We start from the raw sequence: 26,344 nt of genomic DNA, 5'->3' as shown, positions 1-26,344 counted from the left end.
GACACCCTTCTTCAGACCTACGGCGACAATTTCCCAGCTGGGCTTCGCTTTCGACGGTGTTGCAGCGCGCGCCGTCGGCTCTCTTAGCCCCGTACCGAAGTCGCGCGTTTAGATCTCGATCAAAGCGTAGGCACCAAAGATCCCGAGCGTCAGAGCAATAAACCAAGCCCATCCCTTCAACGAGGCGCGCACGTCTTCTGGCTTTGCGCCTTTTTCATTGTGGTAGTCGTCCATAATCAGGCTCCATGTTTTCGATCTTGGCTGGGTACAAAATCAAGAGACGCTGGGCAACCCTCGCAGCTGTCGCAGCGGATTCGCCTTTGTACGGCGTGATATGCGCAGTCTAACACGTGGATTACGGGTACCGGCCTGTCGAGGACCATATAGATAATCGCCGTACCTAAAGCAGAACTAATAATCGCCGCCTTGCGCCGTTTACGTCGGCACCGCCAATCTCCTGTATTTGCACGCTACGCCACTACGCCTCGACATTAGGTGTTGAAACCACTCGAGATACGGCTCTCTTAATCATCCCCGTCCAGGGGCCGTCCATGTTCCCCCGGATCGAAACGGGGACAGGATGGCAGCTTCGCATCACAATTCTGAAGGTCTGGCGCGCGGCGCACGCATGCTGCGCACGGCCCTCGGACCCGCGATCGCGCGCTATCTCGACGATGCGGGCATCGTCGAGGTGATGCTCAACCCCGATGGGCGCTTGTGGATCGATCGCCTGTCCGAGGGATTGTCCGACACTGGAGAGCGTCTGTCGGCGGCGGACGGCGAACGCATCGTTCGCCTCGTCGCTCATCATGTCGGTGCCGAAGTCCATGCCGGCGCCCCACGTGTCTCGGCCGAACTGCCCGATACGGGCGAGCGGTTCGAGGGGCTTGTTCCTCCCGTCGTCGCGGCGCCCGCCTTCGCGATCCGCAAGCCCGCCGTCGCTATCTTCACGCTCGAAGATTATGTCGTGACCGGGATCATGTCGGCGCAGCAGGCGGACGCGCTGCGCCAGGGCGTTGCCAACCGCGCGAACATTCTGGTCGCTGGCGGCACATCCACGGGCAAGACCACGCTGATCAACGCGCTGTTGGCCGAAGTGGCCAAAACCGCCGATCGTGTCGTCATCATCGAGGATACGCGCGAGCTGCAATGCGCCGCGCCCAATCTCGTTGCGATGCGAACGAAAGATGGTGTCGCGTCGCTCTCCGATCTCGTTCGTTCATCACTACGCCTGCGCCCGGACCGCATTCCGGTCGGCGAAGTGCGCGGAGCCGAGGCGCTCGAACTGTTGAAGGCCTGGGGCACCGGCCACCCCGGCGGCCTCGGGACGATCCACGCGGGCAGCGCCATTGGCGCGCTCCGCCGCTTCGAGCAACTTATCCAGGAAGCCGTCGTCACGGTTCCACGCGCGCTGATAGCCGAGACGATCGACCTGGTTGCCGTCCTTTCCGGCCGCGGCTCCGCGCGCCGTCTGTCCGAACTCGCCCGTGTCGATGGCCTTCGGCCGGACGGAGATTACCGGGTCGCGCCAGCCGTCCTCGTGCACGACAGCCCAACCTTGCTCATCCAAAACTCCGAGGGAGAAAATCCGTGATCCAACGCCTGCGCCTCGCGCGCCATCGTCTCGCCATGACCGTTTCCGGTGCCACGCTAATCCTGGTAATGGCCGCTCCCGCTTGTGCCTCCGGTTCATCGATGCCGTGGGAACAGCCGCTGCAACAGATCCTCCAGTCGATCGAAGGCCCGGTCGCCAAGATCATGGCGGTGATCATCATCATCGTCACCGGCCTGACGCTGGCCTTCGGCGACACGTCGGGCGGATTCCGCCGGCTCATCCAGATCGTGTTCGGACTGTCCATCGCTTTCGCGGCGTCGAGCTTCTTCCTGTCGTTCTTCTCGTTCGGCGGCGGAGCGCTGGTCTGATGGCGGGCGCTGTCGAACAGGGCGGCCCAAGGCCGGATTATACAGTGCCGGGCTATACGGTCCTCGTGCACCGCGCGCTGACCGAGCCGATCCTGCTCGGTGGCGCCCCGCGCGCCATTGCCATCATGAACGGGACGCTCGCCGGCGCCGTAGGGCTGGGACTGCGTCTCTGGCTCGTCGGCCTTGCAATCTGGGCGATCGGCCATGTAGCCGCGGTCTGGGCCGCCAAGCGCGATCCGCTTTTCGCCGACGTCGTTCGCCGGCACCTGCGCATCCCCGCGCATCTCACGGTCTGAGAGGTCGCACCTATGATGAACCTTGCCGAATATCGCAACCGCAGCAGCCGGCTCGCTGACTTCCTGCCCTGGGCGGCATTGGTCGGCGCCGGAGTCGTCCTCAACAAGGACGGCAGCTTCCAGCGCACCGCGCGCTTTCGCGGTCCCGATCTCGACAGCGCCGTGCCGGCCGAACTGGTCGCCGTCGCCGGCCGGCTCAACAATGCCTTCCGCCGCCTCGGCTCCGGCTGGGCGATCTTCGTCGAGGCACAGCGCCATGCCTCGACGCTCTATCCCGACAGCAGCTTTCCGGATGCGGCCTCCACGCTGGTCGATGCGGAGCGCAAGGCGGGCTTCGAGGAGGCCGGCGCGCATTTCGAGTCCAGCTACTTCCTGACGCTCACCTATCTTGCGCCCGCCGAAGACACAGCGCGTCCGGAAAGCTGGCTCTACGAAGGCCGTGAAAAGAGGGGCCGCGACCCCAATGAGGTGCTAACCGGGTTCACTGACCGCAGCGACCGCGTCCTGCGCCTGGTCGAAGCCTTCATGCCGGAGTGCCGCTGGCTCGATGACGCCGAGACGCTGACCTATCTGCATGGCTGCATCTCGACCAATCGCCACCGTGTCCGCGTTCCCGAAACGCCGATGTATCTCGATGCCATGCTGGCCGACCAGCCGCTGACCGGCGGGCTCGAGCCGCGGCTTGGCGCGTCGCATCTGCGCATTCTCGCGGTCACGGGTTTCCCGACCGCGACCACACCGGGCCTGCTCGACGAACTGAACCGGCTGGCCTTCCCGTATCGTTGGTCGACACGCGCGATCCTGCTCGACAAGACCGATGCGACCAGGCTGCTGACAAAGATCCGGCGTCAATGGTTCGCCAAGCGCAAATCTGTCGCCGCGATCCTCAAGGAGGTGATCACCAACGAGCCGTCCGTCCTCGTGGACACTGACGCCGCAAACAAGGCCGCCGATGCCGACATGGCGCTGCAGGAACTCGGCGCCGACTATGCCGGTATGGCCTATGTCACCGCGACGGTGACGGTGTGGGATGATGATCCCGGTACCGCCGACGAAAAACTGCGCCGGGTCGAAAAGGTCATCCAGGGCCGCGATTTCACGGCAATCATCGAAACCATCAACGCCGTCGACGCCTGGCTCGGCAGCCTGCCGGGTCATGTCTACGCCAACGTCCGTCAACCTCCCATCTCCACCCTCAATCTCGCCCACATCATCCCGCTTTCCGCGGTGTGGGCGGGCGAGGTGCGGGACGAGCATTTTGCAGCGCCCCCTCTGCTGTTCGGCAAGACCGAAGGCTCGACCCCGTTCCGGCTTTCGCTTCACGTCGGCGACGTCGGCCACACGCTGATCGTCGGCCCGACCGGCGCCGGCAAGTCCGTGCTTTTGGCGCTGATGGCGCTGCAGTTCCGCCGCTATGCAGGCTCGCAGGTTTTCGCCTTTGATTTCGGCGGCTCGATCCGCGCGGCGGCACTTGCCATGGGCGGCGACTGGCATGATCTCGGCGGCGATCTCAGCGATGGGGCAATCGACAGCGTCAGCCTTCAACCGCTCGCGCGTGTTCATCATGTCCCCGAGCGCGCCTGGGCCGCTGACTGGATCGTGGCGATCCTGACACGCGAAGGTGTGACGATCACACCTGAGATCAAGGAGCATATCTGGACGGCGTTGACCTCGCTGGCGTCCGCGCCGGTCGGGGAGCGCACCATCACCGGTCTCGTGGTGCTGCTGCAATCAAACGATCTCAAGCAGGCATTGCGCCCCTATTGCGTCGGGGGTCCTTACGGCCGGTTGCTCGATGCCGAGCGCGAGCATCTCGGATCGGCGTCTGTCCAGGCTTACGAGACCGAAGGGCTGATCGGAACGGGTGCTGCGCCCGCGGTGCTGTCCTATCTCTTCCATCGCATCGAGGACCGGCTCGATGGCTCGCCAACCCTTCTCATCATCGACGAAGGCTGGCTTGTGCTGGACGATGAGGGCTTTGCCGGCCAGCTCCGCGAATGGCTGAAGACGCTGCGCAAGAAGAACTCCAGCGTCATCTTCGCCACGCAGTCGCTCAGCGACATTGACGGCTCGGCAATCGCGCCCGCGATCATCGAGAGCTGCCAGACCCGTCTTCTGCTGCCGAACGAGCGCGCCATCGAGCCGCAGATCACGGCGATCTATCGTCGCTTCGGCCTCAACGATCGGCAGATCGAGATCATCGCGCGGGCGATGCCGAAGCGCGACTATTACTGCCAGTCCCGACGCGGCAACCGGCTGTTCGAGCTCGGTCTGTCGGATGTGGCGCTCGCGCTCTGCGCTGTGTCCTCGAAGACCGACCAGGCCGCGATCGCACGCATCTTCGCCGAGCACGGCCGCGACGGATTCCTCGCAGCCTGGCTTAGCCATCGTGGCGTCGGCTGGGCCGCTGAACTTGTTCCCGCCCTAACCAGCCCCGCCCTCACCAACAAGGAGAAGTCCCCATGAAACTGCGCCGTTCCCTTGGCATGCGGTTCGCCGCCGCACTGCTTGTCGCACCCGCCGCATTCTCGCCCTTCCTGGCGACGCCGGCACACGCCATCATCGTTTTCGATCCGTCGAACTATTCGCAAAACGTCCTGACGGCAGCGCGCTCGCTCGAACAGATCACCAACCAGATCACCTCGCTCCAGAACCAGGCGCAGATGCTCATCAACCAGGCGCGCAATCTCGCAAGCCTGCCGTTCTCCTCGCTGGAACAGCTTCAGCAGTCCGTGCAGCGTACGCAGCAACTGCTCAGTCAGGCGCAGAACGTTGCCTATGACGTGCGGCAGATCGATCAGGCCTTCCAGCAGAAATACGGCAACGTCTCGCTATCGGCTTCGGATCAGCAACTCGTCGCCGACGCGCGCTCGCGCTGGGGCAACACGGTTGGTGGCCTTCAGGATGCCATGCGTGTGCAGGCGGGCGTCGTCGGCAACATTGACACCAATCGCAGTGAGATGTCGGCACTGGTCGGCCAAAGCCAGGGTGCGACGGGCGCGCTTCAGGCAACACAGGCCGGCAACCAGCTCCTCGGGCTTCAGGCGCAGCAGCTTGCCGATCTCACCGCTGTCGTCGCCGCGAATGGTCGGGCGCAAGCGTTGCAATCGGCCGAGCAGGCCACCGCCGCCGACCAGGGCCGGGAGCAGCGCCGCCGCTTCCTGACGCAGGGCTCGGGCTACCAACCCGGCAGTGCGCAGATGTTCTATGGCAAGAACTAAGGCCGGAGCGATGGATGGCAAGATCCTCGCTCGTGTCAGTGCGGTCGTCTTCATCGCGGTCGCTTTGACAGTGACCGCGATCGAGATGAGCAGCAAGGACGATGAGCCTGACGCCCTTGGGACACGGGACCGTTCCACCGCGTCACAAGACCTGCTCGCGTTCGAATTGCGCCGCTGTTCCGGGATCGGCGAGGCCGGTCCTCGCGATCCCGGTTGTCTGAAAGCCTGGGCAGAGAGCCGGCGCCGGTTTCTCCGTCAACGTGACTCGGCAACCGCGCCTGCGCCGGTAGCGCCGACAACGCTGTTTCCGAATGTGCCCGCGTCAGGCGACCGGCAAGAAGGGGAGGGGACGGATGTGACCGCTCCCGCGATGCAGGTCGAGCCGCCTCGGCCGGAGGCGCGCTGACATGGGCGGCATGGGCGTCATCGACCATTTCCTCGAAGTCTTCACACGCTACATCGACAGCGGCTTCGGCCTGCTCGGCGGCGAGGTGGGCTTCATCGCCACAACTCTGATCGTCATCGACGTGACGCTGGCGGCGCTCTTCTGGTCCTGGGGTGCCGACGACGACATCATGGCGCGCCTCGTCAAGAAGACGCTCTTCGTCGGCGTCTTCGCCTACCTCATTTCCAACTGGAACAATCTCGCCCGCATCGTCTTCGAAAGCTTCGCCGGGCTTGGCCTGAAGGCCTCGGGTACGGGTTTTACCGTCAACGATCTCATGCGCCCGGGCAAGGTGGCGCAGACCGGGCTCGATGCCGGCCGGCCGTTGCTGGACTCGATCTCGAACATGATGGGCTATTGGTCCTTCTTCGAGAACTTCATCCAGATCGCCTGCATGTTCTTCGCCTGGGCGCTGGTGCTGCTGGCCTTCTTCATCCTGGCGATCCAGCTCTTCGTCACCCTGATCGAGTTCAAGCTGACGACGCTCGCCGGTTTCGTGCTGATACCCTTCGGTCTGTTCGGCAAATCCGCGTTCATGGCCGAGCGGGTGCTTGGCAACGTCATCTCGTCCGGCATCAAGGTGCTCGTGCTCGCCGTCACCATCGGCATCGGCTCAACCCTTTTCTCCGAGTTCACTTCCGGATTCGGCGGGACCACGCCGTCGATCGACGACGCCATGGCGATCGTGCTGGCCGCGCTGTCGCTGCTCGGCCTTGGCATATTTGGACCTGGTATCGCCAACGGTCTCGTCTCCGGCGGCCCGCAGCTCGGCGCGGGTGCGGCGGTCGGCACCGGGCTCGCCGCCGGCGGCATGGCAGCAGTGGGCACAGCGGCCGGCGGCGCCATCGTGTCCGGAGGCGTGGCTGTCAGCAGCGGTGCTGCAACGGCGGCCCGTGGCGGTGCCGCCACCGCGGGCAGGGCATCCACAGCCTACGGCCTCGGCGCGGCGGGACAGTCAGGCTTCTCCGGCGTCGCATCCGGGCTCGGCGGTGTCATCAGCGCCGGCGCGCAGGGCGCCATCTCACCGCTGAAGCGAGCGGCAAATAATGCGGCAGGCAGCATGAAGCAGAGCTTCCAGTCCGGCGCTCGCGCTGCCTTCCAGACGACAGGCGGATCCTCCACGGCTGGCACAATCGGCGCGAACGCGCCCGAAGCCAGATCCGCTCCCGTTGCGTCCTCCGCCACTGAAAGTCAGCCTGCCTGGGCGAAGCGCATGAAGCGCTCGCAACAGAAGTCCCATGGCGTCCAGGCCGCCGCCCACGCTGTTCGCAGTGGCGACAGCCATGGCGGCGGCTCCTCGATCAACCTCTCTGAAAGAGACTAAGCATGTTCAAACGACCGTCCACGCACTACGGCAGATCCCCACAACCCGAGACGCCCTACCAGCGTGCTGCGCAGGTCTGGGACGAGCGCATCGGTTCCGCTCGCGTGCAGGCGCGCAACTGGCGGTATATGGCTTTCGGTTGCCTGGCGCTCGCCGCGGGCTTCTCCGCAGCGCTCATCTGGCAATCCGCGAAAGGCTCGATCGTGCCTTGGGTGGTGCAGGTCGATCGTCTCGGCCAGGCGCAGGCCGTGGGACCCGCGATCGGCGACTATCAGCCGAGCGATCCGCAGATTGCCTTCTACCTGGCACACTTCCTCGAACAGGTGAGGTCGATCCCCGCCGATCCGGTCATCGTGCGGCAGAACTGGCTGCGCGCCTATGACTTCGCGACGAAGGGCGGGGCGCTGGCCCTCAACGACTATGCGCGCGCCAATGACCCGTTCACCAAGGTCGGCAAACAGCAGGTCGCCGTCGACGTGTCGTCGGTCATCCGCGCATCGCCGGCGAGCTTCCGCATCGCCTGGATCGAACGCCGCTATCAGGATGGATCACTCGCTTCCACGGAGCGCTGGTCGGCCATTCTCACCATTGTCATGCAGCCCCCGCGCGACGCCGACACGCTGAGGAAGAATCCGCTCGGCATCTACATCAACGCCATCAACTGGTCGAAGGAGCTTGGACAATGATGCCCGCACTCTGCAACACCGCCCCCCGGGGGTGTCCGGCTTTCCTCGTTCGCGCAATGCCGGCCTTACGCAAAATGGCCTTTCCAGCACTTCTGCTTTTGACCTCGGCGCTTGCGGGCTGTGCCACCAGGCAGAAGCCGCCGGAGATTTCCTATGACGATCCGGTCCCGGCCGTGCAGGCGGTCGATCCGCCCCCGCCCGTCAAGGTGGTGGAGCTGTCCAAGCCGCTGCCGCTTCCAGGCCAGTTGAAGCCGGTCGGCAAGGCCGCAAAGCCCGACCCGGAACCGACCGATCCGGCCGCGCGCGTGAACCTGGCCAATGCGGCCGCGCGCGTCCAGCCTGTCCGCAACGGCTTCATCAACTCGATGCAGGTCTATCCGTTCGTCGATGGCGCGCTCTATCAGGTTTATGCCTCGCCGGGGCAGATCACCGACATCGCGCTGCAGCCCGGCGAGCAGCTCGTCGGCTCCGGTCCCGTCGCCGCCGGCGACACCGTGCGCTGGATCATCGGCGATACCGAGAGCGGTACGGGCGGCGCCAAGCAGGTCCACATCCTCGTCAAGCCGACGCGCGCCGACCTTCTCACCAATCTCGTCATCAACACCGATCGGCGGACCTATCACATGGAACTGCGCTCGACGCCGTCGACCTATATGGCATCGGTTTCCTGGCAATATCCGCAGGACCAACTCATCGCTTTGCGGCGTCAGAACCAAGAGGCTGAAGCTGTGCAGCCGGTCTCGACGGGCATCGATCTTTCTCGCGTCAATTTCCGATACCAGGTGACAGGCGATCGCGCACCATGGCGGCCGTTGCGCGCCTTCGACGATGGCAAGCAGGTGTTCATCGAGTTCCCGCGCGGCATCGGCCAGGGTGAGATGCCGCCACTGTTCGTGGTCGGGCCGGAAGGTGACACGTCCGAGCTGGTCAACTATCGCGTGCGCGGCAACTACATGATCGTCGACCGGCTGTTTGCCGCCGCCGAGTTGCGCTTCGGCGCCGGCAAGAACCAGCAGCGCATCCGCATCTCCCGCACCGATGGGGTGAAGAGCAGTCGATTTTCATGGATGCGTGGCCCTGGTGAGACCCCGCAAGCGACGTCCCTCCGAACAAACAGGGGAGGGTCGTCATCATGAGCGACAGATTGGATCCCGGGAAGGAAGAGGGCCGGGGGCCGGCGGATGACGCCCGGCCGGAGGCGTCGGTCGAGGATGACGCCCGGCCCCTGACAGGCGAGCCGGCCGCAGCCATGCGGCTGCGCGCCGAGCAACCGCGGGTGACGCGTCTGTCCCGCAAGGCGCTGGCCGCGTTGGGGCTCACCGCAAGCCTCGCTGTCGGCGGTGCGCTGATCTACGCGCTGCAGAACCGTCAACAAGGCCAGGGTCAGGAGCTGTACTCAACCGACAATCGCTCGACGCCCGATGGGCTCGCCGGCCTGCCAAAGGACTATGCAGGCGTCCCAAAGCTTGGCCCACCGCTTCCCGGCGATCTCGGCCGCCCGATCCTCGCCGCGCAGAATGGCGGCCCCGCGCTATCAACAGGTCCCGTTGGACTGGACCAGGAGGAGCAGCGCCGGGAGCAGGAACTGGAAGCGGCGAGGACGGCGCGCTTGTTCGCGTCCACGCAAACGCGGCCTGCAAGTGACACGACCGTCGCTCAAGTCACGACAGAAACCGTGCCACGGCCTGATCTCTCCAGCCTTGGGTTCGCGCCGCAGCCGGCCACGCCCTCGGCGCAGGACCGGCAGCGCGCGTTCCTTGATCAGCCGGCGGACAAGCGAACCGTCTCGCCTGATCGCGTCGCGGCGCCGGCGTCGAAAAACGTCCTGCAGGCGGGCGCTGTCATCGCGGCCGCCCTCATCACCGGCATTCGCTCCGACCTGCCGGGTCAGATTACCGCGCAGGTGACGGAGAATGTCTATGACAGCCCCACCGGACAAGTCCGTCTCATTCCGCAGGGTACGCGCCTCATCGGCCAGTATGACAATGGTGTCGGCTTCGGCCAGCGTCGCGTGTTGCTGGTCTGGACCAGACTGATTTTTCCGAACGGCCGCTCCATCATTCTGGAACGTCAGCCTGGCGCGGACGCGGAAGGCTATGCTGGGCTCGAGGACGGCGTTGACTATCACTGGGGCGAGCTCTTCAAGGCTGCAGCGCTCTCCACGGTTCTGAGCATCGGCGCGCAGGCAGGCTCATCGGGCCAGGAGAGCGACATCATGCGCGCTCTTCGTCAGGGTGCTTCCGACAGCATCAGCCAGACAGGCCAGCAGATCGTGCAGCGGCAGCTCAATATAGCGCCGACACTCACCATCCGACCGGGATACCCGGTGCGCGTCATCGTCACGCGCGATCTCGTGCTTGAACCTTATGGAGGCTGAAATGGCCAAGCTGAAACTGGGGCCAATCGCTGACGACAAACCTGTCAAGGTCATGGTGGAGCTTCCCGCGGCATTGCACCGTGACCTGACCGCTTATGCCGAGATCCTCGGCCGCGAAGCGGGGCACCGGCCCGCCGATGCGCCGCGCCTCATCGTTGCGATGTTGGAGCGGTTCATTGCGACGGATCGGGGCTTTGCCAGGGCAAAGCGTTCGGAAAGTGCTGGCTAAGGGCCTGGGGACCGAAGTCGAACCGGGTCAGTCGCGCCTCCCATTCATGGCGTGACTTCAGAAATCGCGCCGCGGCGAGCTCCTCCATTGACAGGTCCCGGGTCGTGCTGCTGTCGCCATGTTTCTTGCGGTCCCAACCAGCCGCAAGAGCGCGCGCTTTGGGTTCGATTCAAGCCACACTGCCTTGATCCAACTGATGCTGCTCTGCCCACGGATCGGTTTCCACACTGTGGCGTCGATGGCGACTGTCCTGGCAAAACCCTCGCCCGCCAGAGTGACGCCTTGACCGAGTTGCACCTTGAGGATGACCGTTGCTTCGCTGGCGCGACATATCTGGATAGCGGGGCCACCATTCGCAGCGATATGCTCCAGCAATTGCGGATCCCGGGAGGATTCGCCTGAAACCAGCAGACACGTATCTGCAAGATCTGCCCATCTGACCGCAGGCTTTTCTGCAAGCGGATGGTAGCAGGGCAGGAGAACGAACAAACGCTCGTGCGCAAATATCTCGCTACGGCACAGGGCGGCGTTCTCAAGCCCGTGCGTGAAGACGATGTCGAGGCGCCGGCGGCGTATAGCCGCCAGGCACTGTTCGAGTGGAACGTCTTCGATCTCGACGCACACGTCTGGATGTAAACGGCCAAAACGATCGATGAGACGTGTCACGAACGTGCGCCCCATCTGGGCGCATAATCCTATCCTGAGCGTTTTGACATCCTGGTGACCGCGACTACCTCCAGCCAGTGCATCCTGCAAGCCTTCATAATGGGCCCGGACAAGATCGACCCAGGCCCGGCCTGCCTCGGTCAGCCGAACGCCATGGACGTCGCGGTCAAACAACTGCATGTCGAGCAACTGCTCGAGAGCTACGATGTTGCGGCTGACACAGGATTCCCTCACTCTGAGAACTCTTGCAGCCTGCCTGAGGCTGCCATGGTCGACAGCTGCGAAGACATGGTCCAAACGGCGGAGCGTGTTGTCGACCTGTCCCAAGGCGCAGGAGCCTATTCCTGCGCGGCAGGGACGCTAACGGGCAGGGGCGGACACAAGCTCGTTTCGTAGACGTACTCGTGCGGAATGGCCGGAGTGGCCATCTGGGAGAGGTACCGGTTTAGGTTTTCCTCGCTATTGCTCGCCGCCAGGCTACAGAAATTTCCGCTGTTCCACGTCAGTGAGCAGTAGCTGAAATGCTGGCGTATGGCGTCGGCCATCTGTGCCAAAGTCACCTCATTGCCGAACATCGTATCCAGAACGAGGGTTTGCTTCTTCTCGATTTCATCTGGGGGAAAATAGCGCGCCTTGAACCCAAAATCCTTCTGGTATTCGCGACGCCTGTAGTCCGGCTCCTCGGTTGCCCGGAACTTTTCGACGAAGACGAAGATTCCGTCCTGCTTGAGGTGCTGGGTCACGAATTCGATCTGGCTTGCTCTGTTGGGCGAGTACATCTGAAAGGTCGTATCTTCGAGAATGATGTCGAACCCGTGGGCAAAATTTGCCAGTCGCGGATCTGAACGCAGGACGTCCTTTGTCAAATGATGAAAGGGGCCGACGAAGAAGTCAGCGTGCGGCGGTTCGCCATAAGCCATGAAGCAATTGTAATTCTCCGCGTTCGGGCTGCACGACAGTGTGCGTATCTGTCCCTCCGACAGTTCGGACAGTGTCCTCGCCATCGTGCCTTCCGCTGTTCCAAGGCTGTATAGCGAATGCGGACCACCACGATCCCGTGCGTATTTCAGCATTGCGTAGGCCGTCCGGCACTCCTCCTCCAATCTGTAGGGAATGCTGCCGTGATAATGCTGGTCAAAAAAGCCTTGTCGTGCCGCATGAAGGCTGACCAGGCCGCGCAGCAGTTCATCGCTCGGCAGAAGCCGGGCGTCGGCGACGGGCTTGCGGATTGGCATCCCGCTCTTGCCAGCGGCGGTCGCCGCGAAAAAGCCTGCCAGTCCGTTGATCCGTGGGCCGTGGTCGCACTCAGCCAGAAAGTCGTCGAGTCCACGCATCGCAGTATGCCTCCAGCACCGTTCCATTGGTGAGATGCCGATACGTCGATGGGGGAAATTCCACCAAGATAAGTGGGGTCTAATATTTCACCGGGCTCAAGTATTGGCTGAGCCAACTGGTAGGCCTGCCGGATACAGGCGGCTTTCACTCGTTTGCCATTTTTTCGCTAAAGTCACATCTTCTACCAATCCAGAGTTATTTGCGTGTTGTTCAGCAACCCATGGTTCGCCACATCATGCGACGACTGGCCGCTCGCCAGTAAGGAGGCTGCGGATACGTGAATACTCTTGCGCTCGACCCGACCCAGAATCGCCGTTCCCGGCACCAGTCGCTTACACACAAATATGAGAATTGGGGGAGCGTGCGGGCGGACGTGGTCAAAAGAACCGGGCTTGAGCGCCAGGAAACAAGAATCCTGCAGCCAAACCATTTGTTCCTGATGAACCTGAAGGGCACGGCGTGCCGCGGAGAAGACATCGTGGATGGGCGCCGGATTGCCTTTTTGCCGCGCCGGGCCGGTTCGATAATCTTCATGCCCGCCGGCAGTGATTGGAATGGGTGGGACGAGGGGGACGCGACCGCTTCCTACCTCCTAGTCTCGATTGCAAAAGAGTTCGCCGACGATGTGTTTGCGGGAACGGCTCGCCATCGCCCGGCAGTGCTGCCGCCGTCGATCGGGTTTCGGGACGGCACTGTAGAGTTGGCGTTGCAGAGGATTGCCTTGGAGCTCAAGCAGCCTGACCCCATCAGCGCAACGATGGTGGAGTGCCACGCCACGCAATTGCTCGGCCAAATGTTGAGGTTGAACGGCTTCCATCAGGAGCCGGCAAAAGGCGGTTTGTCATCGTTCGATCTCAAGCGGGCGGTGGACATGATCGAGACGTTGTCGGACGGCAGACCTACGCTCGCCGATCTGGCGAAAGAAATTGGGGTTAGCCGGTTCCATTTCTGGAGGGCCTTCAAGCAGTCGACAGGCATGACGCCGCACGCATTCATTGCGCAGCGACGGCTGGAGCAGGCCGCGGACATGCTGCGATCGACCAGTCTGTCGGCGACGGAAATCGCGATGGAATGTGGTTTCGGCAGCTCGAGCCATTTCACGACCGCCTTTAAGCGGGCATTCGGCGCGGTCCCGACAGAGTTTCGTCGTAACTGCAGAATCTAGCCCGCCGCTTGTCGGTTCTCAGCAAGTATCGGAAAACCCCAACATCACAGTAAAGCAGGCTTGGCGGAAGACGGTATCCATCGGCGGTCAGCCGGATACGCCGCTCATGTCAAACCTGGTTCGAGTTCATCATGGCAAAGGACGGGCCGGCCGGTCCAGTCCCTGCCTCGGATTCCTGGCCAGCACGCTATCGGCGGCCGTTGCCCGAAACGGCTACTACATCGCATCCGCCTGGATTCTCGTCGAGCGAGGGTACGGAACCGCCGGCGTGGCGACGTTCCTTGCGATCGTCAGCGTTGTCGAATTCATCGCGAGCCCTCTGGCCGGTGTAGCGGCGGATCGATTTGACAGGCGATGCTTGAACGTTGCGGCAGACCTCAGCCGCTTCGTCGTTATGCTGGCTACCGCTTGCGCGCTTCTCGACATGGACGTGTTTGTGATTATCTGTCTGTCAGCGGCCCTCTTTTCGTTTTGCGACCGTGTCGCGCTTACAAGCTCTCAATCGTTGATCCCCGTGATAGCTGACGGCCGCGATCTTGTAGCCTCGAATTCCGCCGTCTTCTTCGTCATGCAGGTCGGCAATCTCGGCGCAGCTTTGCTTGCAGGGCCTTTGCTGCATGATCGCTCCCCAGTCCTGCCATTCACCGTTATTGCTGCCTTCTTTTTGTTTTCATCGGGCTGCCTAGCCTTGATGCGGCTGCAACCGGTTTCGCGTGATGTCCGCTTCGCCAAAATCTCGGCAGCACAATTAGATCCAAGCCTGCGTCGTCTCATCGGCGTCTACGCGCTTCTCTACACAAGCGCGGTGCTTGTCAGCGTCATGGGATCTAGCTTCGTCTTCCAGGAGCAGAAGGGTACTGCCGCGGATTTCGGCTACCTTGAGGCTGCATGGTCGGCGGGCTCACTGATCGGTGCGGTCTCTCTATTCCGGATTGAAAGAGCGATGAGTACCCACGTGCGGCATCTCATGCTTTTGGGCTTAACGGCGCTGGTACTCATGGCGCTGGCATCTCTGCCCACGCCCTGGACAGTGATCCTTTTTGTCGCGCTCGGATTTCTATACAATCTTGGACGCGTCAGCGTTGAAGTCACATTGCAGTCGCATGTATCCATTTATCTTTTGGGCCGGGCCAAAGGCATTATGCATAGTGTGGCCGTGGTACTCGGGTTACTCATCTTCGGCATCGCCGCCGCTGTCGGAGATCGAGCATTTCCTTCGACGATTTTCTTGAGCTTTGGCGTGGCGCTCCTCGTCAGTATTTTGTGTTTGAGCGTGGGTGTAATTCAGACACGAGAAAAAGGTGAAACGTGAGGTGGAAGAGCTAACAGCAGGCGTAGATGCGAAACAGGCAGTCCTGGGGTCGCTGACGGCACTCTACCCCTGGATGAGCCCATACCATTCCCGGCCGATCCGTGATTATGCGTTTCGCCTGTTTACGGCGCCGGCTTCGGTTCCCATGCCAGAAATCCGGCTCCGAGCCTTCACCAAACTACTCGACATCATCAGGAAGGCAGCGACACGAAACGGGTTGTCTGCCGATACCGCCTTGGAAATCTGCAGGGATTTCCAAAGGCGCCGCGTGTTGCAGACAGGCCCTCATTTGTTTCTCCTCCTGGAGCCGGAAGCCTATTATACGCATATCTTCAGCCTCCTTGGTCTCTCGGCGCATGGCTGTTCGACCTACGTTTCCTACGCCGTTTCGACGGTGAATCTCGTCGAAAAGCCACGCAAGGGACCAGGCTGGATCACCGTTGACGGCAAGCCGGTCAACGTCTTTGGCCTGAGCCGAAGCCGGATGATCGGATACAGCCTGCTAGCCGGGCCGGGACCTTACAGGTTCGAGTTGTTACCGAGGGAGCCAAATACTGGGGGAGACGCGCTCACGCTGCTTCGTAGCCTTCTGCCGAAAACGCAATTCGACCGGCCGGCGCATGCCATCAAGGCAGCCAATCTCATCCTTTGGCCAAGAATGTTCGGAGACCGCTTTGCCTTCCTGCAGATCGACGACGAGGATATCGCCGACCTGGTGGCCGACCATCTGTCGGACGAAAATTCCTGGCTACGCATGAGACTGCTGGAAGACCCGAAGTTCGCCTCCAATATCCTTGCCGGCATCGATGGGCTCGCGTCCGGCCCCTGGAGTGGCTGGCTCGCGCGCGGTACCGACTTCTTCTGGCTCTACGAAAATGGCAAACGCCTTCCGCTGCGTCTGGTTGCCGGAGAGCTCATCGATCCCGCGACCGGTATGAAGGTGGCGTGCTTCACAGCCCCCGATATCCTTGAGCGGCTGGCAAATCGCAGCCTTGTCCCGAATCTCCTGCTGATGTTTCTGGTTTTGTCGATCCTGCCCGGCGTGCGCGCGCTTGGAGGCAGCTATCAGCCGATCTATTACCCCCTGATGCGCTATGTCGTCTCCCGGGCGCTTGAGGCCACAGGCGTGGATGAAGATCTTCAGCAGGCTCTCGCAAGCGACGACGTACCGGGTGCTTGGGGACATCGGGTAATTGAGTGTGATGATGATCCGCTCGAGCTATTCCTGAAGGGCAGGAACGGCGCGATGAGTGATCTCATCGGCCGTTTGGGCGACATTTCCTTCGCCGAGGCTTGTGGAAGCATGAAAGGCTTCGTGACAGACCCGTCGTGGAATGAACTTCACAGCCGACTGCGGCAGGGGTTGGTCACGCCGTCCGATGCGGAATGGGCCTTTTCCTGAGATGTCCTATGCACTTCCCATGTGTACGACGGTTACGAATGGCAGCTTTGCGCCCCATGTCGGTCATTGAGCAAGCCATAGTTGCATCCGAAAGCGGACACTTCCGCCAACGGCCACCTTTGCGCTTACCGGCTATCCCAACGGAGCAACAGGCGGTTACGCTCGACGCCGCTCGGCGCCTCGGTAATCGACGCTCTTCAAAATTCAGACTGGACCGGTGCCCTACTGACGAAGCCAGTAGCACTAACGCCTTCCCGCCCTGGGCCGCGTTCGCTATGTCTGGCCGCGCCGTCCGCCTTGGATCCACCTGATGTGCCCAGGACAGCTTGTATGACCACAAGCTAATATGATACCTTGCACAATGCGCGGATTGCTGGCACTTGGAATGCTGGTTTTGGCGGCTACAACAGCAGCCGCAGGTGAGCAGTTGTTCGACTCCATCGCCGCCGGCGACAAGGGTGCCGTGGAGCAAGCCCTGGCAGGCGGTGCCGACGTCGACAGCCGGGCGCGCGACCAGGCAACGCTGCTCATCGCTGCAGCGCTCGATAACCAGCCGGAAATCGCCGACTTCTTGCTGGCCAAGGGTGCCGACATCATGGCGCGTAACTCGGGCGGCTTTACCCCGCTTCATGCGGCGGCCTTCTCGGGCAGCCTGCCGATCGCCAAGCTGCTGTTGGAAAAAGGCGCGGTGCTCGACGATGCCGCCAACAAGGCGGGTGCTACGCCGTTGCTGGTGGCCGGCGAGGAAAACCACGTTGAACTGGCCGAGTTCCTCATTGCGAAAGGTGCCAATGTGAACCATGCCGAGGGGCATGGCTACATGCCGATAACGCGCGCATTCTGGAAGGGCAACACGGATATCATACGACTTTTCAAACGCCATGGTGCTACCTGCCAAGCCAAAATTCTTGGCGAGGCGAACGCGGCGAAGTGCGCCGAGATCCACGATTAACGGAGGGTACAGATGAGCACGATGATCAAGCCACGACTGGTTCGGAGTTTGGGGACGGCTGCCCTGGTCGCGGTAGCTGTGGTCGCCGGCGCGGGATCGGCATGTGCCGACGATTCGGTAAACACCGGCTATTTTGGTGGTGTGGCGATCATGGGCTACGACACGGTCGCTTACTTCACTGACGGCAAGGCCGTGAAGGGCTCCGAAGAGTTCACTTATGAATGGCTGGGGACACCTTGGCATTTCGCCAGCAAGAAACACCAGGAAATGTTCATGAGCGAACCGGTCAAGTACGCTCCTCAATATGGCGGGTACTGCGCCGGCGAAGTCGTGGGCGGAGGGGTCACGGTCAATGTCGATCCTGAGGCATTCAAGATTATCGACGGCAAGCTCTACCTGATCTACGACGTCGACAATGCGGATGATTTCGCCGCGCATGCAGCTGAAAATATCCCGAAAGCCGATGCCAACTGGCCGAAGGTCGCGGCCAATTTGGAACTCGATCACTATCATTGAGACGCGCGTGTGCGTCTACCGAACCACGGTGAAGTGAAACACCTTGCTTGTATTGGCATAGGAGTAGCTTTTGCCGGCTGCGTCGTTGCGTCTGTAGACGGGACCACAGTCGGGGCGACCGAACAGGTTCTCGCTCTGCTCGCACAACAGATCGCCATCGACGTAGACGGTCTCGGTGACTAGCCGCGTCGTAGAGCGGAAGGCCGCCTTGCCGTCGCTTCCGATCTGAAGGAAGGCTGGTTGGAGACCGGGTTCGATCTGGCCTTGCAGTGTATGGCCAATGACGAGGGACGCGATCTCGGCACCCTTTAACTGGTCCTGTTCGGCCGGGGTAAAGCCGAAGCGCCATTGGGGTAGGCCCGCCTGGCGCAGTGCGGCGACGAGTATCGCCAGATCCTGCGGATTCCGAAAATGTGCATGAGTCATCTCCCACCCAGCCAAAGAGTCCACGTAGCTGGACCCTGCTACGAGGCGGAGCCCCTCGGCGATTGCGGCTTTCGCATCCGGTAGGCGGCCGCCGCGGACATACGCCGCAGCGAGCGTAAACCGAAAGTTGCCAACCGTGGACGCATCGTCGCGTGTGTGCTCGAGAGTCTCGATCGCTTTCTCGACATTGCCCTGGAGCAGAAAAACCAGCCCAGCAGTTTCCCGGTTGATCGCTGAGAGGTCGGGGTCGAGCCTGAGCGCCGTCTCGACCGCAGTGGCTGCCTCGGCATGATTGCCGGCGTATAACTGAACATATCCAAGGGCTGCTTGCGCCTCTGCATCGCCCGGACCGATTGAAACAGCCTTCTTGGCAGAGGCAATCGCATCTTCGTAGCGGCGATTGACGACCTGCATGATCCCAAGAATAGCATAGGGCGACGAAAGGTCAGGGTCTAGTTCCAAAGCTCGGCTCGCCTTCTCATAGGCTCTCTTTCGTGCTGGCGCGCTCTGGATGACGTCGTTGAAGGCCTCCCGCCAGATATAGACTGTGGTGCGCGCGTCGGCCGCGAAGGCTTCGGCAAAGGCGGGGTCAAGCTCCTCCGCCTTGTCGTAGAGCGCAAGCGCCTCCCGCAGCCCGGCCTGCAGGACGCTGCGTGACGCCGTCTCGGCTTGTAGATAGTAATCATAGGCCTCGAGATTGCTCGTCGGCGGCCGCGCCATGCGCTCGCTTTCCGCTGCCGAAGGTTGCATGCCAAGCGCCTTGGCGATCTCGCCGCTCATCTCGTGCTGGACGGCAAACACGCCGGCCATGCCACGGTCGAACCGGTTGGCCCACAGATTGTCGCCCGTTGCCGTATCGATGAGCTGGGCATTGAGGCGGATCTGCTCGCCGGTGCGGCGGACGCTCCCCTCGACAACGAAGCGGACGCCAAGGTCGCGCGCGACGTCCGCCAGCGCTGCAGGCTTGTTCTTGTAGGCGAACACCGAGTTGCGCGCGATGACGTCCAGACCGGACAGCTTGGTGAGGTCGGTGATCAGATCCTCGGTGATGCCGTCAGCGAAATAGTCCTGGCCTGGATCGCCGCCGAGGTTTGCAAACGGCAGCACGGCAACCGATGGCCGCGATGGCACTGAGAACTTCTGCCATGCGAAAATGCCGGCAATCGCGGCGATCGCCAAGGCGGCGGCGCCTGCCAGGATGATGACGCGCGAGCTCGGCCGGTGTGGCGCCGCCGTGACCTTTCCCGATGCTGCGGGATCCAGCAGCAATCGATAGGCGCGAACCGGATCGGCGATGTTCTTGAGGCGCTGCTCGCCAAGACTGGCAAAGCCGACATCAACCTTGTGAACGGCATGATCAAATGCGGTTCCGGAGATACATACACCCCCCGGCTCGGCCATAGCCTCGAGGCGCGCGGCGATGTTGACGCCATCGCCGTAGATGTCATTTTCCTCTACGATGACATCACCGAGATTGACGCCGATGCGAAACCGGATGTGGCGGGGGTCGGAGGTGCCCGGGTCTCGGACAGCCATCCGGCGCTGAATCGCGGCAGCGCATTGGACGGCATCAACGACGCTGGCGAATTCGACCAGCGCCCCGTCTCCCATGAGCTTGATAATCCGACCGTGGAATTCCTTGATCGCGGGGTCGACCAGTTCTCGACGGCAACCCTTCAGTCGTTCGAGCGTGCCGACCTCATCCTCGCCCATGAGCGTGCTGTAGCCGACCACGTCGGCAGCAAGGATCGCGGTAAGCCTTCGCTCCATACCTGCCTGCGCCCTCCTTGGTCGATCAAGCGGCTTCGCGCAGCCTATTCTAGTCCCGCATCGGACGCGAGTGTGTGCGTCCGTTATGACGCGCGTGTGCTTCTACTGAACAACCGTAAAGTGAAACACCTTGCTTGAGTTGACGAAGGAATAGCCGCCGCCTCCATCGTCGTGGCGTTTATAGACGGGTCCACAGTCGGGGCGCCCGAACATATTCTCGCTCAGCTCGCACAATAAGTCGCCATCGACACGGACGGTCTCGGTGACCAGCCGCGTCGTGGAGCGGAAGGCTGCCTTGCCGTCGCTCCCGATCTGGAGGAAGGCTGGTTGGAGACCGGGCTCAAGCTGACCCTGCAGAGTATGGCCCAGCACCAGCGAGGCGATCTCCTTGCCCTTCAAGCGGTTGTGCTCATCGCCGGTGAAACCGAACGGCCATTCGGGCAAGCCCGCCTGCTGCAACGCGTCGACGATGAGAGCCAAATCCTGCGGGTTACGATATTGGGCACCGTTGAGTCGGTATGCGGACAATGAATCGAAACCTGGTGTGGACATGGCACCTAGCCCCTCGGCCACTGCCGCCCTGGCATCCTGCAGGCGGCCGGCGCGGGCGTAGGCGGCACCAAGCGTGATCGTGAAATCTCCGACTGACGGCGCATCGTCGCGGGTGCGTTCGAGGGCCTCGATCGCCCTGTCGTTGCTCCCTTGAATTAGAAAGACCAGACCGGCAATTTGCCGGTTTACAGGTGAAAGATTGGGATCGAGCCTGAGCGCCGTCTCGACCGCTTCGGCAGCCTCAGCATGACTGCCGGCGAACAGTTGCACGTATCCCAGTGCTATTTGCGTCTCAGCATCGCCGGGGCCGAGTGCGACGGCTCGCTCGACCGAAGCGATGGCTTCCTCGTAGCGGCGATCCACGACCTGCATGATCCCAAGAATAGCATAGGGCGACGAAAGGTCAGGGTCGAGTTGCAAAGCTCGGCTCGCCTTCTCATATGCTCTCTTTCGTGCTGGCGCGCTCTGCATGATGTCATTGAACGATTCACGCCAGATATACACCGTCGTGCTTGCATCCGCCGCGAAGGCTTCCGCAAAAGCGGGGTCGAGCTGCTCGGCCTTGTCGTAGAGCGTGAGCGCCTCCCGCAGGCCGTCGCGCCGACCGGTCCGTGCTGTCTGCTCGGCACGAAGATAGAAGTCGTAGGCTTCGAGGTTTTCGGTCGGCGGCCGCGCCATGCGTTCGCTTTCCGCTGCCGAAGGTTGCATGCCAAGCGCCTTGGCGATCTCGCCGCTCATCTCGTGCTGGACGGCAAACACGCCGGCCATGCCACGGTCGAACCGGTTGGCCCACAGATTGTCGCCCGTTGCCGTATCGATGAGCTGGGCATTGAGGCGGATCTGCTCGCCGGTGCGGCGGACGCTCCCCTCGACAACGAAGCGGACGCCAAGGTCGCGCGCGACGTCCGCAAGCGCTGCAGGCTTGTTCTTGTAGGCGAACACCGAGTTGCGCGCGATGACGTCCAGACCGGACAGCTTGGTGAGGTCGGTGATCAGATCCTCGGTGATGCCGTCAGCGAAATAGTCCTGGCCTGGATCGCCGCCGAGGTTTGCAAACGGCAGCACGGCAACCGATGGCCGCGATGGCACTGAGAACTTCTGCCATGCGAAAATGCCGGCAATCGCGGCGATCGCCAAGGCGGCGGCGCCTGCCAGGATGATGACGCGCGAGCTCGGCCGGTGTGGCGCCGCCGTGACCTTTCCCGATGCTGCGGGATCCAGCAGCAATCGATAGGCGCGAACCGGATCGGCGATGTTCTTGAGGCGCTGCTCGCCAAGACTGGCAAAGCCGACATCAACCTTGTGAACGGCATGATCAAATGCGGTTCCGGAGATACATACACCCCCCGGCTCGGCCATAGCCTCGAGGCGCGCGGCGATGTTGACGCCATCGCCGTAGATGTCATTTTCCTCTACGATGACATCACCGAGATTGACGCCGATGCGAAACCGGATGTGGCGGGGGTCGGAGGTGCCCGGGTCTCGGACAGCCATCCGGCGCTGAATCGCGGCAGCGCATTGGACGGCATCAACGACGCTGGCGAATTCGACCAGCGCCCCGTCTCCCATGAGCTTGATAATCCGACCGTGGAATTCCTTGATCGCGGGGTCGACCAGTTCTCGACGGCAACCCTTCAGTCGTTCGAGCGTGCCGACCTCATCCTCGCCCATGAGCGTGCTGTAGCCGACCACGTCGGCAGCAAGGATCGCGGTAAGCCTTCGCTCCATGTGCGGTTGTCCTGCCTCCCTAGGTCAAAGCTTCGCTGAGCGTATTCGACTGGCGTTTCGAATGCGAGCATGCTTGGCCTACTGGACAGCGATAATGCAACCACGTCGTTTTGAAGACATTGCCCTCATGGCTTAGCCTTGTGCGAAACCGGATGTTGCCGCATGGCTGATGTGGGTCGAGATCGGCCTCTGTCGTTCTTAACTGGCCACAAGCGGACTTACTGGTCCCGGCCCCAAGGCTGCCGGTCAGCAATGCGCCTGATCTCGGCCGTTGCAGCCACCTTTGATACCTTCTGAAAGCAGACGTTGACGGCGACCACGCTGGAGTTCGCAGTGCGCACTGTGCGTCACGACGAGTATGAGGTGACCGGCCTAACCGCGTGGTCGGGCGGTCGAGCCGCGGACCAAGAGTTCGACCGGTATGATCACCTGGCTCGGGGCGCCGTTTGCAAACACCGTCGTGGCGGCAAGTCTCCCCTTCCCGACAATGTCTTGAGCCACTGTCGTGAGCGGGGGCGTGGTGCGCGAAGACTCCGCAGTGCCATCGAAGCCGACGACAGACATGTGTTCGGGTATCTTGATATTGCGCCGACGCGCTTCGTCCAGGACGGTGATTGCCTGCCAGTCCGACATAGTCAAGATCGCCGTTGCTTGCGGAGCCCGGTCGAATACGACCGCTCCGGCCGAAGGCTCACCTGGGGTCGTCTCGATGATCGGGACATTGTCGATTGACAGACCGAGCTCAGCCAAACCCTGGGCGAAGCCGAAAAGTCTCTCCTGATCGAGTTGAAAACCGGCAGAGATAGCGCGCGGGGAATTGCCAGGCAAATGGACGATGGGTGACCCCGATGTGCGCCGAATGGAAAGGATTGCAAAACGCCGATGTCCAAGAGCAGCCAGATGCCTGATGGCCGCCAGCGCCCCGCTCCTGCCGTCTATCCGGATAGAATTGACGTCCGGACCGGCATCGCTCTCGAGGATGACGAAGGGCAGCCGCCGGCGCCGTAAAGACGCGATCAACTCGATGTCCGCGCTGTGGCCCAGAATGAAGCCGTCCACCAAGGCCTCTCGAATGGTGGAAGTGCGTGTCTCGTCCGTACCATTGACCAAACTCAATGTCGCTCCAGCCTCGTCACAAGCAAGCGAAACGCCAAGCACCAGCTCGCGCAGATATGGGCTCCTGATCATATCGGCAATGGCGTATGCGCCCGGGGGGATCAGGCCTATGGCGTTGAACTTGCCGTCGCGCAGCACGCGTCCCCTCGGGTCGGGGCCATCATAACCAAGCTGACGCGCCGCGGCCTCGACGCGCTGGCGCAGATCGGATCGCACCAGATCCGGATGGTTGAATACGTTGGAGACGGTGCCGCGGGAGACTCCAGCGAGCCGGCCGACATCGGCGAGCGTAGGCATTTTAGAAGCGTTCATTTCCCTCAATTAGACAATTTCTTGGAGCGCTCCAAGTTTTTTCTTGACGCTAGGTCCAAAATGTTGGAACTTGCACTTGGAGCGCTCCAAAAATTGAAAGTAGCAGTTCGGCATCTGTCCCGAGCATCGGCCGAGCTGATTTCGAAAATCATCAAGGAGGATTAGGATGGCTACGACCAATGGTGCTCCGACCTCGCTCGTCGGAAAGACTTTTGATTGCTCATTCGGACAGTTCGTACCGAGGTTGACGGTCCTGTCGCCGACCGAATTGCGGGTGCAGGCGACGATCGGCGCTACCGAGATCGACGAGGTGGTTCAGAGCAATCTGACCGGCGTTCGACCCGGACTTTTCATCATGAGTTGGACCGAGCAAGGCGGCAACTTCGTCGTGCAGGTTCAAGATCACGAGAACCAGATCGTTCATAACTATGCGCGACTGGCGGACGGGCAGCAGTTCTGCGCCCAAGGCACAATTCAACCAGTGACGACGGCGTGAGGGCCGCCTGTCTATCTGAGAGGAGAATTACGCCATGACTACCAAGGTGATCGACCATACCGATCCTACGCAGTGGGATCCAAAGCTTGACGCCGTTATCGCGGCTCCCGGAAACCATAAGGTGTTGTTTGAGAATGACCGGCTACGTGTGCTTGAGGTAATCCTCAAGCCCGACGAGGAAGAGCCGACACATCACCACCGCTGGCCTTCAGTATTCGTGTTCGATGAGGTGGAAGGCCCTATCCACGACTTCGCGCCGGATGGAACCATGATGCCGCCCAATCGAGATGTCATCCAGGCGGTTCAGGCATGGGACGGTCAAGGCTGTCTCGTGGTGCATATGGCCGCCCAACCAGCGGGTCGCGTGCTCAACGCTTCGAGCAAGACCCTGCATGGTATCCGTGTCGAGATGAAGTCATAAAGCAGACGTGATCCTGGCCACCGGAACTCGCGCACGCTGAACGTCCACTTCTGACGGATTGAAGCCTTAAAGCTGCCAGTTGGCTTGCGGTCCCCAAGGTTGCCCGACAGCTTTGCGCTTCATCTCAGCCGTTGCGGACAGATTTGCCACTGATTGAAAGCGGGCATCGCGGCGACCACGCTGGTCGTCGCTCGCGACTCAGCGCGATCAAAGCTCCCACGGTTGCGAGACGAGGGTCGCACCGTACACCCGATTTTGATTGTGCGTCAGCGCATTGGCAGGATGTTCTGGTTGAGGCGGAACAGATTGTCCGGATCGTATCTGTGCTTGATCTTGGCGAGCCGCGCGTAAGCCTCAGCGCCGAAGGCGTCGCGGACGAGATCCGATCCTTCGCCATGGCCGGGGAAGTTCAGATAGAGGCGGCCGGTCGAGTAGCGCTGCATGTCCTGCCAGAAGCTGCGAACCCAGCCGATGTTCGCGTCGTCCTCGTTAGCGCCTGGCCAGATGGCGTCGAGGCTGAGCATGAAGGGCATGGAGCGGTCGCCGAAGGCAGTCTCATCGGCTGCAACGCGCTGGACGAAACCGCCGAACTTCCAGATCGAGGCGAAGGTCATTTCGGAGGGGCGCTTCGCCATCCAAGCAGTGGTCTCCCCGACGACCTCGTCGTCGAGGCGCGAGAGGTAAGTGGATTTCCAGTAGCAGCGGTCGCGGCCTTTCGGGAACAGCCCGTCATAGAGCGACTGGATGGTGCGATATGGCATGCGGCCGCTGAAATCGACGAGCGGTTCCCCAAAACTGCGCAACGGCGCCACGACCCGTTCGCCCTCGTCGGCCGGTCCGTCATAGACATGCGCGAGCGCCAGGACGCGCCGGCCCCTTGCATGCTCGGCAATCGAGGGGTCGTCGGGCAGGGTGGAGAACTCGGCCAGGCCGCTCAGGCGGTCGGGTGCGGTCTGCATGAAGTCGCGCCAGAGCGGAATGATCTCGTTGGCGCGCTCCTCGGGATAGGCCGGACCGCATAACATCAGCTCCGGTTCGATCGGGTGCAGCTTGAACTCGAAGCTCGTCACCACGCCGAAATTGCCGCCGCCGCCGCGTAGCGCCCAGAAGAGATCCGGGTTCTGCGTCGCGTCGGCATGGATGAGCCGGCCATCGGCGGTCACCAGATCGGCGGCCAGCAGATTATCGACGCTGAGGCCCTGGCTGCCGCGCAGCCAGCCGATGCCACCGGAAAGCGTCAGGCCGGCAACGCCCGTCGCCGAGATGAGACCGCCCGGCGTGGCGCGGCCAAGCGGGGTGGTGGCCGCATCGACATCGGCCCAGGTCGCGCCGCCCTCGACGAGGGCACGGTCGAGGCCGGACGCGACCCGCACGCCCTTCATCAGCGACATGTCGATCATCAGGCCGCCTTCGCAGACGGCGTAGCCTGCAACATTGTGGCCACCCGAGCGGATCGCGATCGCTAACCGATGCTCGCGCCCGAAATTCACCGACGCCACGACATCGGCAGCACTCCGGCAGCGCGCGATGAGGGCGGGACGGCGGTCGATCATGCCGTTCCAAACGACCCGCGTCGCGTCATAGGACAGGTTCGACGGCTCCAGCACCTCGCCGCACAAGATGGAACGGAAGCTATCGATGCTCGATTGTGCAAGGGTAGCGGTGGCGGCCATG

25 protein-coding genes are annotated in these 26,344 nt (G+C 62.1%); 18 read left to right on the top strand and 7 right to left on the bottom strand.

Annotation, left to right across the window (positions count from 1 at the left end):
• Positions 1-108: 108 nt before the first annotated feature.
• Positions 109-234, bottom strand: a complete 126-nt coding sequence (locus ACYG9R_RS27990; RefSeq protein ID WP_023825252.1) for a hypothetical protein — start codon at positions 232-234, stop codon at positions 109-111.
• Positions 235-580: 346 nt separating this feature from the next.
• Between ACYG9R_RS27990 and trbB the strand changes: the two genes are divergently transcribed.
• The 11 genes from trbB to ACYG9R_RS27935 are packed head-to-tail and all read left to right on the top strand — an operon-like array spanning position 581 to position 10,501.
• Positions 581-1,594 carry a P-type conjugative transfer ATPase TrbB gene (gene trbB / locus ACYG9R_RS27985; RefSeq protein ID WP_032887346.1) on the top strand — a complete coding sequence of 338 codons (1,014 nt, stop codon included), beginning with the start codon at positions 581-583 and terminating at the stop codon, positions 1,592-1,594.
• Between the two features lie 35 nt (positions 1,595-1,629).
• Complete coding sequence (locus ACYG9R_RS27980) at positions 1,630-1,923, top strand: TrbC/VirB2 family type IV secretion system protein (RefSeq protein WP_050590601.1); 294 nt, start codon at positions 1,630-1,632, stop codon at positions 1,921-1,923.
• Entirely contained in the window at positions 1,923-2,219 is a 297-nt protein-coding gene (locus ACYG9R_RS27975; protein ID WP_023825255.1) for a VirB3 family type IV secretion system protein, read from the top strand. The genes ACYG9R_RS27980 and ACYG9R_RS27975 overlap by 1 nt, the downstream gene beginning before the upstream one ends.
• Before the next feature lie 12 nt (positions 2,220-2,231).
• Positions 2,232-4,685: a conjugal transfer protein TrbE gene (gene trbE, locus ACYG9R_RS27970; RefSeq protein WP_023825256.1), complete on the top strand. Its 2,454-nt coding sequence runs from the start codon at positions 2,232-2,234 to the stop codon at positions 4,683-4,685.
• Positions 4,682-5,440, top strand: coding sequence for a P-type conjugative transfer protein TrbJ (gene trbJ / locus ACYG9R_RS27965; RefSeq protein WP_023825257.1), 759 nt, complete (start codon positions 4,682-4,684; stop codon positions 5,438-5,440). Before trbE ends, trbJ begins: the two co-directional genes overlap by 4 nt.
• Before the next feature lie 10 nt (positions 5,441-5,450).
• Complete coding sequence (gene trbK-alt / locus ACYG9R_RS27960) at positions 5,451-5,846, top strand: putative entry exclusion protein TrbK-alt (protein ID WP_023825258.1); 396 nt, start codon at positions 5,451-5,453, stop codon at positions 5,844-5,846.
• 1 nt (position 5,847) lies between these two features.
• Complete coding sequence (gene trbL / locus ACYG9R_RS27955; RefSeq protein WP_023825259.1) at positions 5,848-7,209, top strand: P-type conjugative transfer protein TrbL; 1,362 nt, start codon at positions 5,848-5,850, stop codon at positions 7,207-7,209.
• A gap of 2 nt (positions 7,210-7,211) precedes the next feature.
• The gene (gene trbF / locus ACYG9R_RS27950; protein ID WP_031200004.1) at positions 7,212-7,895 is read left to right on the top strand and encodes a conjugal transfer protein TrbF; all 684 of its coding nucleotides are present in this window, start codon (positions 7,212-7,214) and stop codon (positions 7,893-7,895) included.
• The gene (trbG, locus tag ACYG9R_RS27945) at positions 7,892-9,031 is read left to right on the top strand and encodes a P-type conjugative transfer protein TrbG (RefSeq protein ID WP_245260163.1); all 1,140 of its coding nucleotides are present in this window, start codon (positions 7,892-7,894) and stop codon (positions 9,029-9,031) included. The genes trbF and trbG overlap by 4 nt, the downstream gene beginning before the upstream one ends.
• Positions 9,028-10,272, top strand: a complete 1,245-nt coding sequence (locus tag ACYG9R_RS27940; RefSeq protein WP_023694970.1) for a TraB/TrbI/VirB10 family type IV secretion system protein — start codon at positions 9,028-9,030, stop codon at positions 10,270-10,272. The genes trbG and ACYG9R_RS27940 overlap by 4 nt, the downstream gene beginning before the upstream one ends.
• 1 nt (position 10,273) lies before the next feature.
• Positions 10,274-10,501, top strand: a complete 228-nt coding sequence (locus tag ACYG9R_RS27935) for a DUF2274 domain-containing protein (protein ID WP_023716200.1) — start codon at positions 10,274-10,276, stop codon at positions 10,499-10,501.
• A 57-nt stretch (positions 10,502-10,558) separates the two neighbouring features.
• On the opposite strand, the gene ACYG9R_RS27930 is transcribed toward ACYG9R_RS27935, so the two are convergent.
• Both ACYG9R_RS27930 and ACYG9R_RS27925 read right to left on the bottom strand, forming a co-directional pair.
• Complete coding sequence (locus ACYG9R_RS27930; protein ID WP_023716199.1) at positions 10,559-11,494, bottom strand: LysR family transcriptional regulator; 936 nt, start codon at positions 11,492-11,494, stop codon at positions 10,559-10,561.
• An 11-nt stretch (positions 11,495-11,505) separates the two neighbouring features.
• A complete protein-coding gene (locus tag ACYG9R_RS27925; protein ID WP_023694972.1) occupies positions 11,506-12,501 on the bottom strand; it encodes a class I SAM-dependent methyltransferase in 996 nt (331 codons plus the stop codon).
• A gap of 278 nt (positions 12,502-12,779) precedes the next feature.
• On the opposite strand from ACYG9R_RS27925, the gene ACYG9R_RS27920 reads away from it, so the two are divergent.
• The 5 genes from ACYG9R_RS27920 to ACYG9R_RS27900 all read left to right on the top strand — a co-directional run bounded on the left by ACYG9R_RS27920 (position 12,780) and on the right by ACYG9R_RS27900 (position 17,849).
• Entirely contained in the window at positions 12,780-13,667 is an 888-nt protein-coding gene (locus tag ACYG9R_RS27920; RefSeq protein WP_023829990.1) for a helix-turn-helix transcriptional regulator, read from the top strand.
• Positions 13,668-13,773: 106 nt separating this feature from the next.
• Entirely contained in the window at positions 13,774-14,979 is a 1,206-nt protein-coding gene (locus tag ACYG9R_RS27915) for an MFS transporter (RefSeq protein ID WP_023825264.1), read from the top strand.
• Complete coding sequence (locus ACYG9R_RS27910) at positions 14,969-16,381, top strand: hypothetical protein (protein ID WP_155923359.1); 1,413 nt, start codon at positions 14,969-14,971, stop codon at positions 16,379-16,381. The genes ACYG9R_RS27915 and ACYG9R_RS27910 overlap by 11 nt, the downstream gene beginning before the upstream one ends.
• Positions 16,382-16,742: 361 nt before the next feature.
• Positions 16,743-17,333, top strand: a complete 591-nt coding sequence (locus ACYG9R_RS27905) for an ankyrin repeat domain-containing protein (RefSeq protein ID WP_031200008.1) — start codon at positions 16,743-16,745, stop codon at positions 17,331-17,333.
• Between the two features lie 12 nt (positions 17,334-17,345).
• On the top strand, positions 17,346-17,849 hold the full coding sequence (locus ACYG9R_RS27900; RefSeq protein ID WP_023707420.1) for a YHS domain-containing (seleno)protein: 504 nt from the start codon (positions 17,346-17,348) through the stop codon (positions 17,847-17,849).
• Positions 17,850-17,864: 15 nt separating this feature from the next.
• Here ACYG9R_RS27900 and ACYG9R_RS27895 read toward each other — a convergent pair whose 3' ends face one another.
• The 3 genes from ACYG9R_RS27895 to ACYG9R_RS27885 all read right to left on the bottom strand — a co-directional run bounded on the left by ACYG9R_RS27895 (position 17,865) and on the right by ACYG9R_RS27885 (position 23,738).
• Positions 17,865-20,045, bottom strand: a complete 2,181-nt coding sequence (locus ACYG9R_RS27895; protein WP_352445469.1) for an adenylate/guanylate cyclase domain-containing protein — start codon at positions 20,043-20,045, stop codon at positions 17,865-17,867.
• A 102-nt stretch (positions 20,046-20,147) separates the two neighbouring features.
• Positions 20,148-22,325 carry a tetratricopeptide repeat protein gene (locus ACYG9R_RS27890; protein ID WP_460221858.1) on the bottom strand — a complete coding sequence of 726 codons (2,178 nt, stop codon included), beginning with the start codon at positions 22,323-22,325 and terminating at the stop codon, positions 20,148-20,150.
• A 372-nt stretch (positions 22,326-22,697) separates the two neighbouring features.
• On the bottom strand, positions 22,698-23,738 hold the full coding sequence (locus ACYG9R_RS27885; RefSeq protein ID WP_023731945.1) for a LacI family DNA-binding transcriptional regulator: 1,041 nt from the start codon (positions 23,736-23,738) through the stop codon (positions 22,698-22,700).
• A 181-nt stretch (positions 23,739-23,919) separates the two neighbouring features.
• Between ACYG9R_RS27885 and ACYG9R_RS27880 the strand changes: the two genes are divergently transcribed.
• Positions 23,920-24,249: a MoaF-related domain-containing protein gene (locus ACYG9R_RS27880; RefSeq protein ID WP_023699226.1), complete on the top strand. Its 330-nt coding sequence runs from the start codon at positions 23,920-23,922 to the stop codon at positions 24,247-24,249.
• 34 nt (positions 24,250-24,283) lie between these two features.
• Positions 24,284-24,670, top strand: a complete 387-nt coding sequence (locus ACYG9R_RS27875) for a hypothetical protein (protein ID WP_023825155.1) — start codon at positions 24,284-24,286, stop codon at positions 24,668-24,670.
• Positions 24,671-24,936: 266 nt separating this feature from the next.
• Here the strand turns inward: ACYG9R_RS27875 and ACYG9R_RS27870 are convergent, their stop codons facing one another.
• On the bottom strand, positions 24,937-26,343 hold the full coding sequence (locus ACYG9R_RS27870) for an FAD-binding oxidoreductase (protein ID WP_023825154.1): 1,407 nt from the start codon (positions 26,341-26,343) through the stop codon (positions 24,937-24,939).
• Position 26,344: the final 1 nt, after the last annotated feature.

The organism is Mesorhizobium sp. RSR565B (assembly GCF_054719465.1).
The sequence above is the reverse complement of the archived record's forward strand: the minus strand, read 5'-3'. Positions and strand labels throughout refer to the sequence as shown.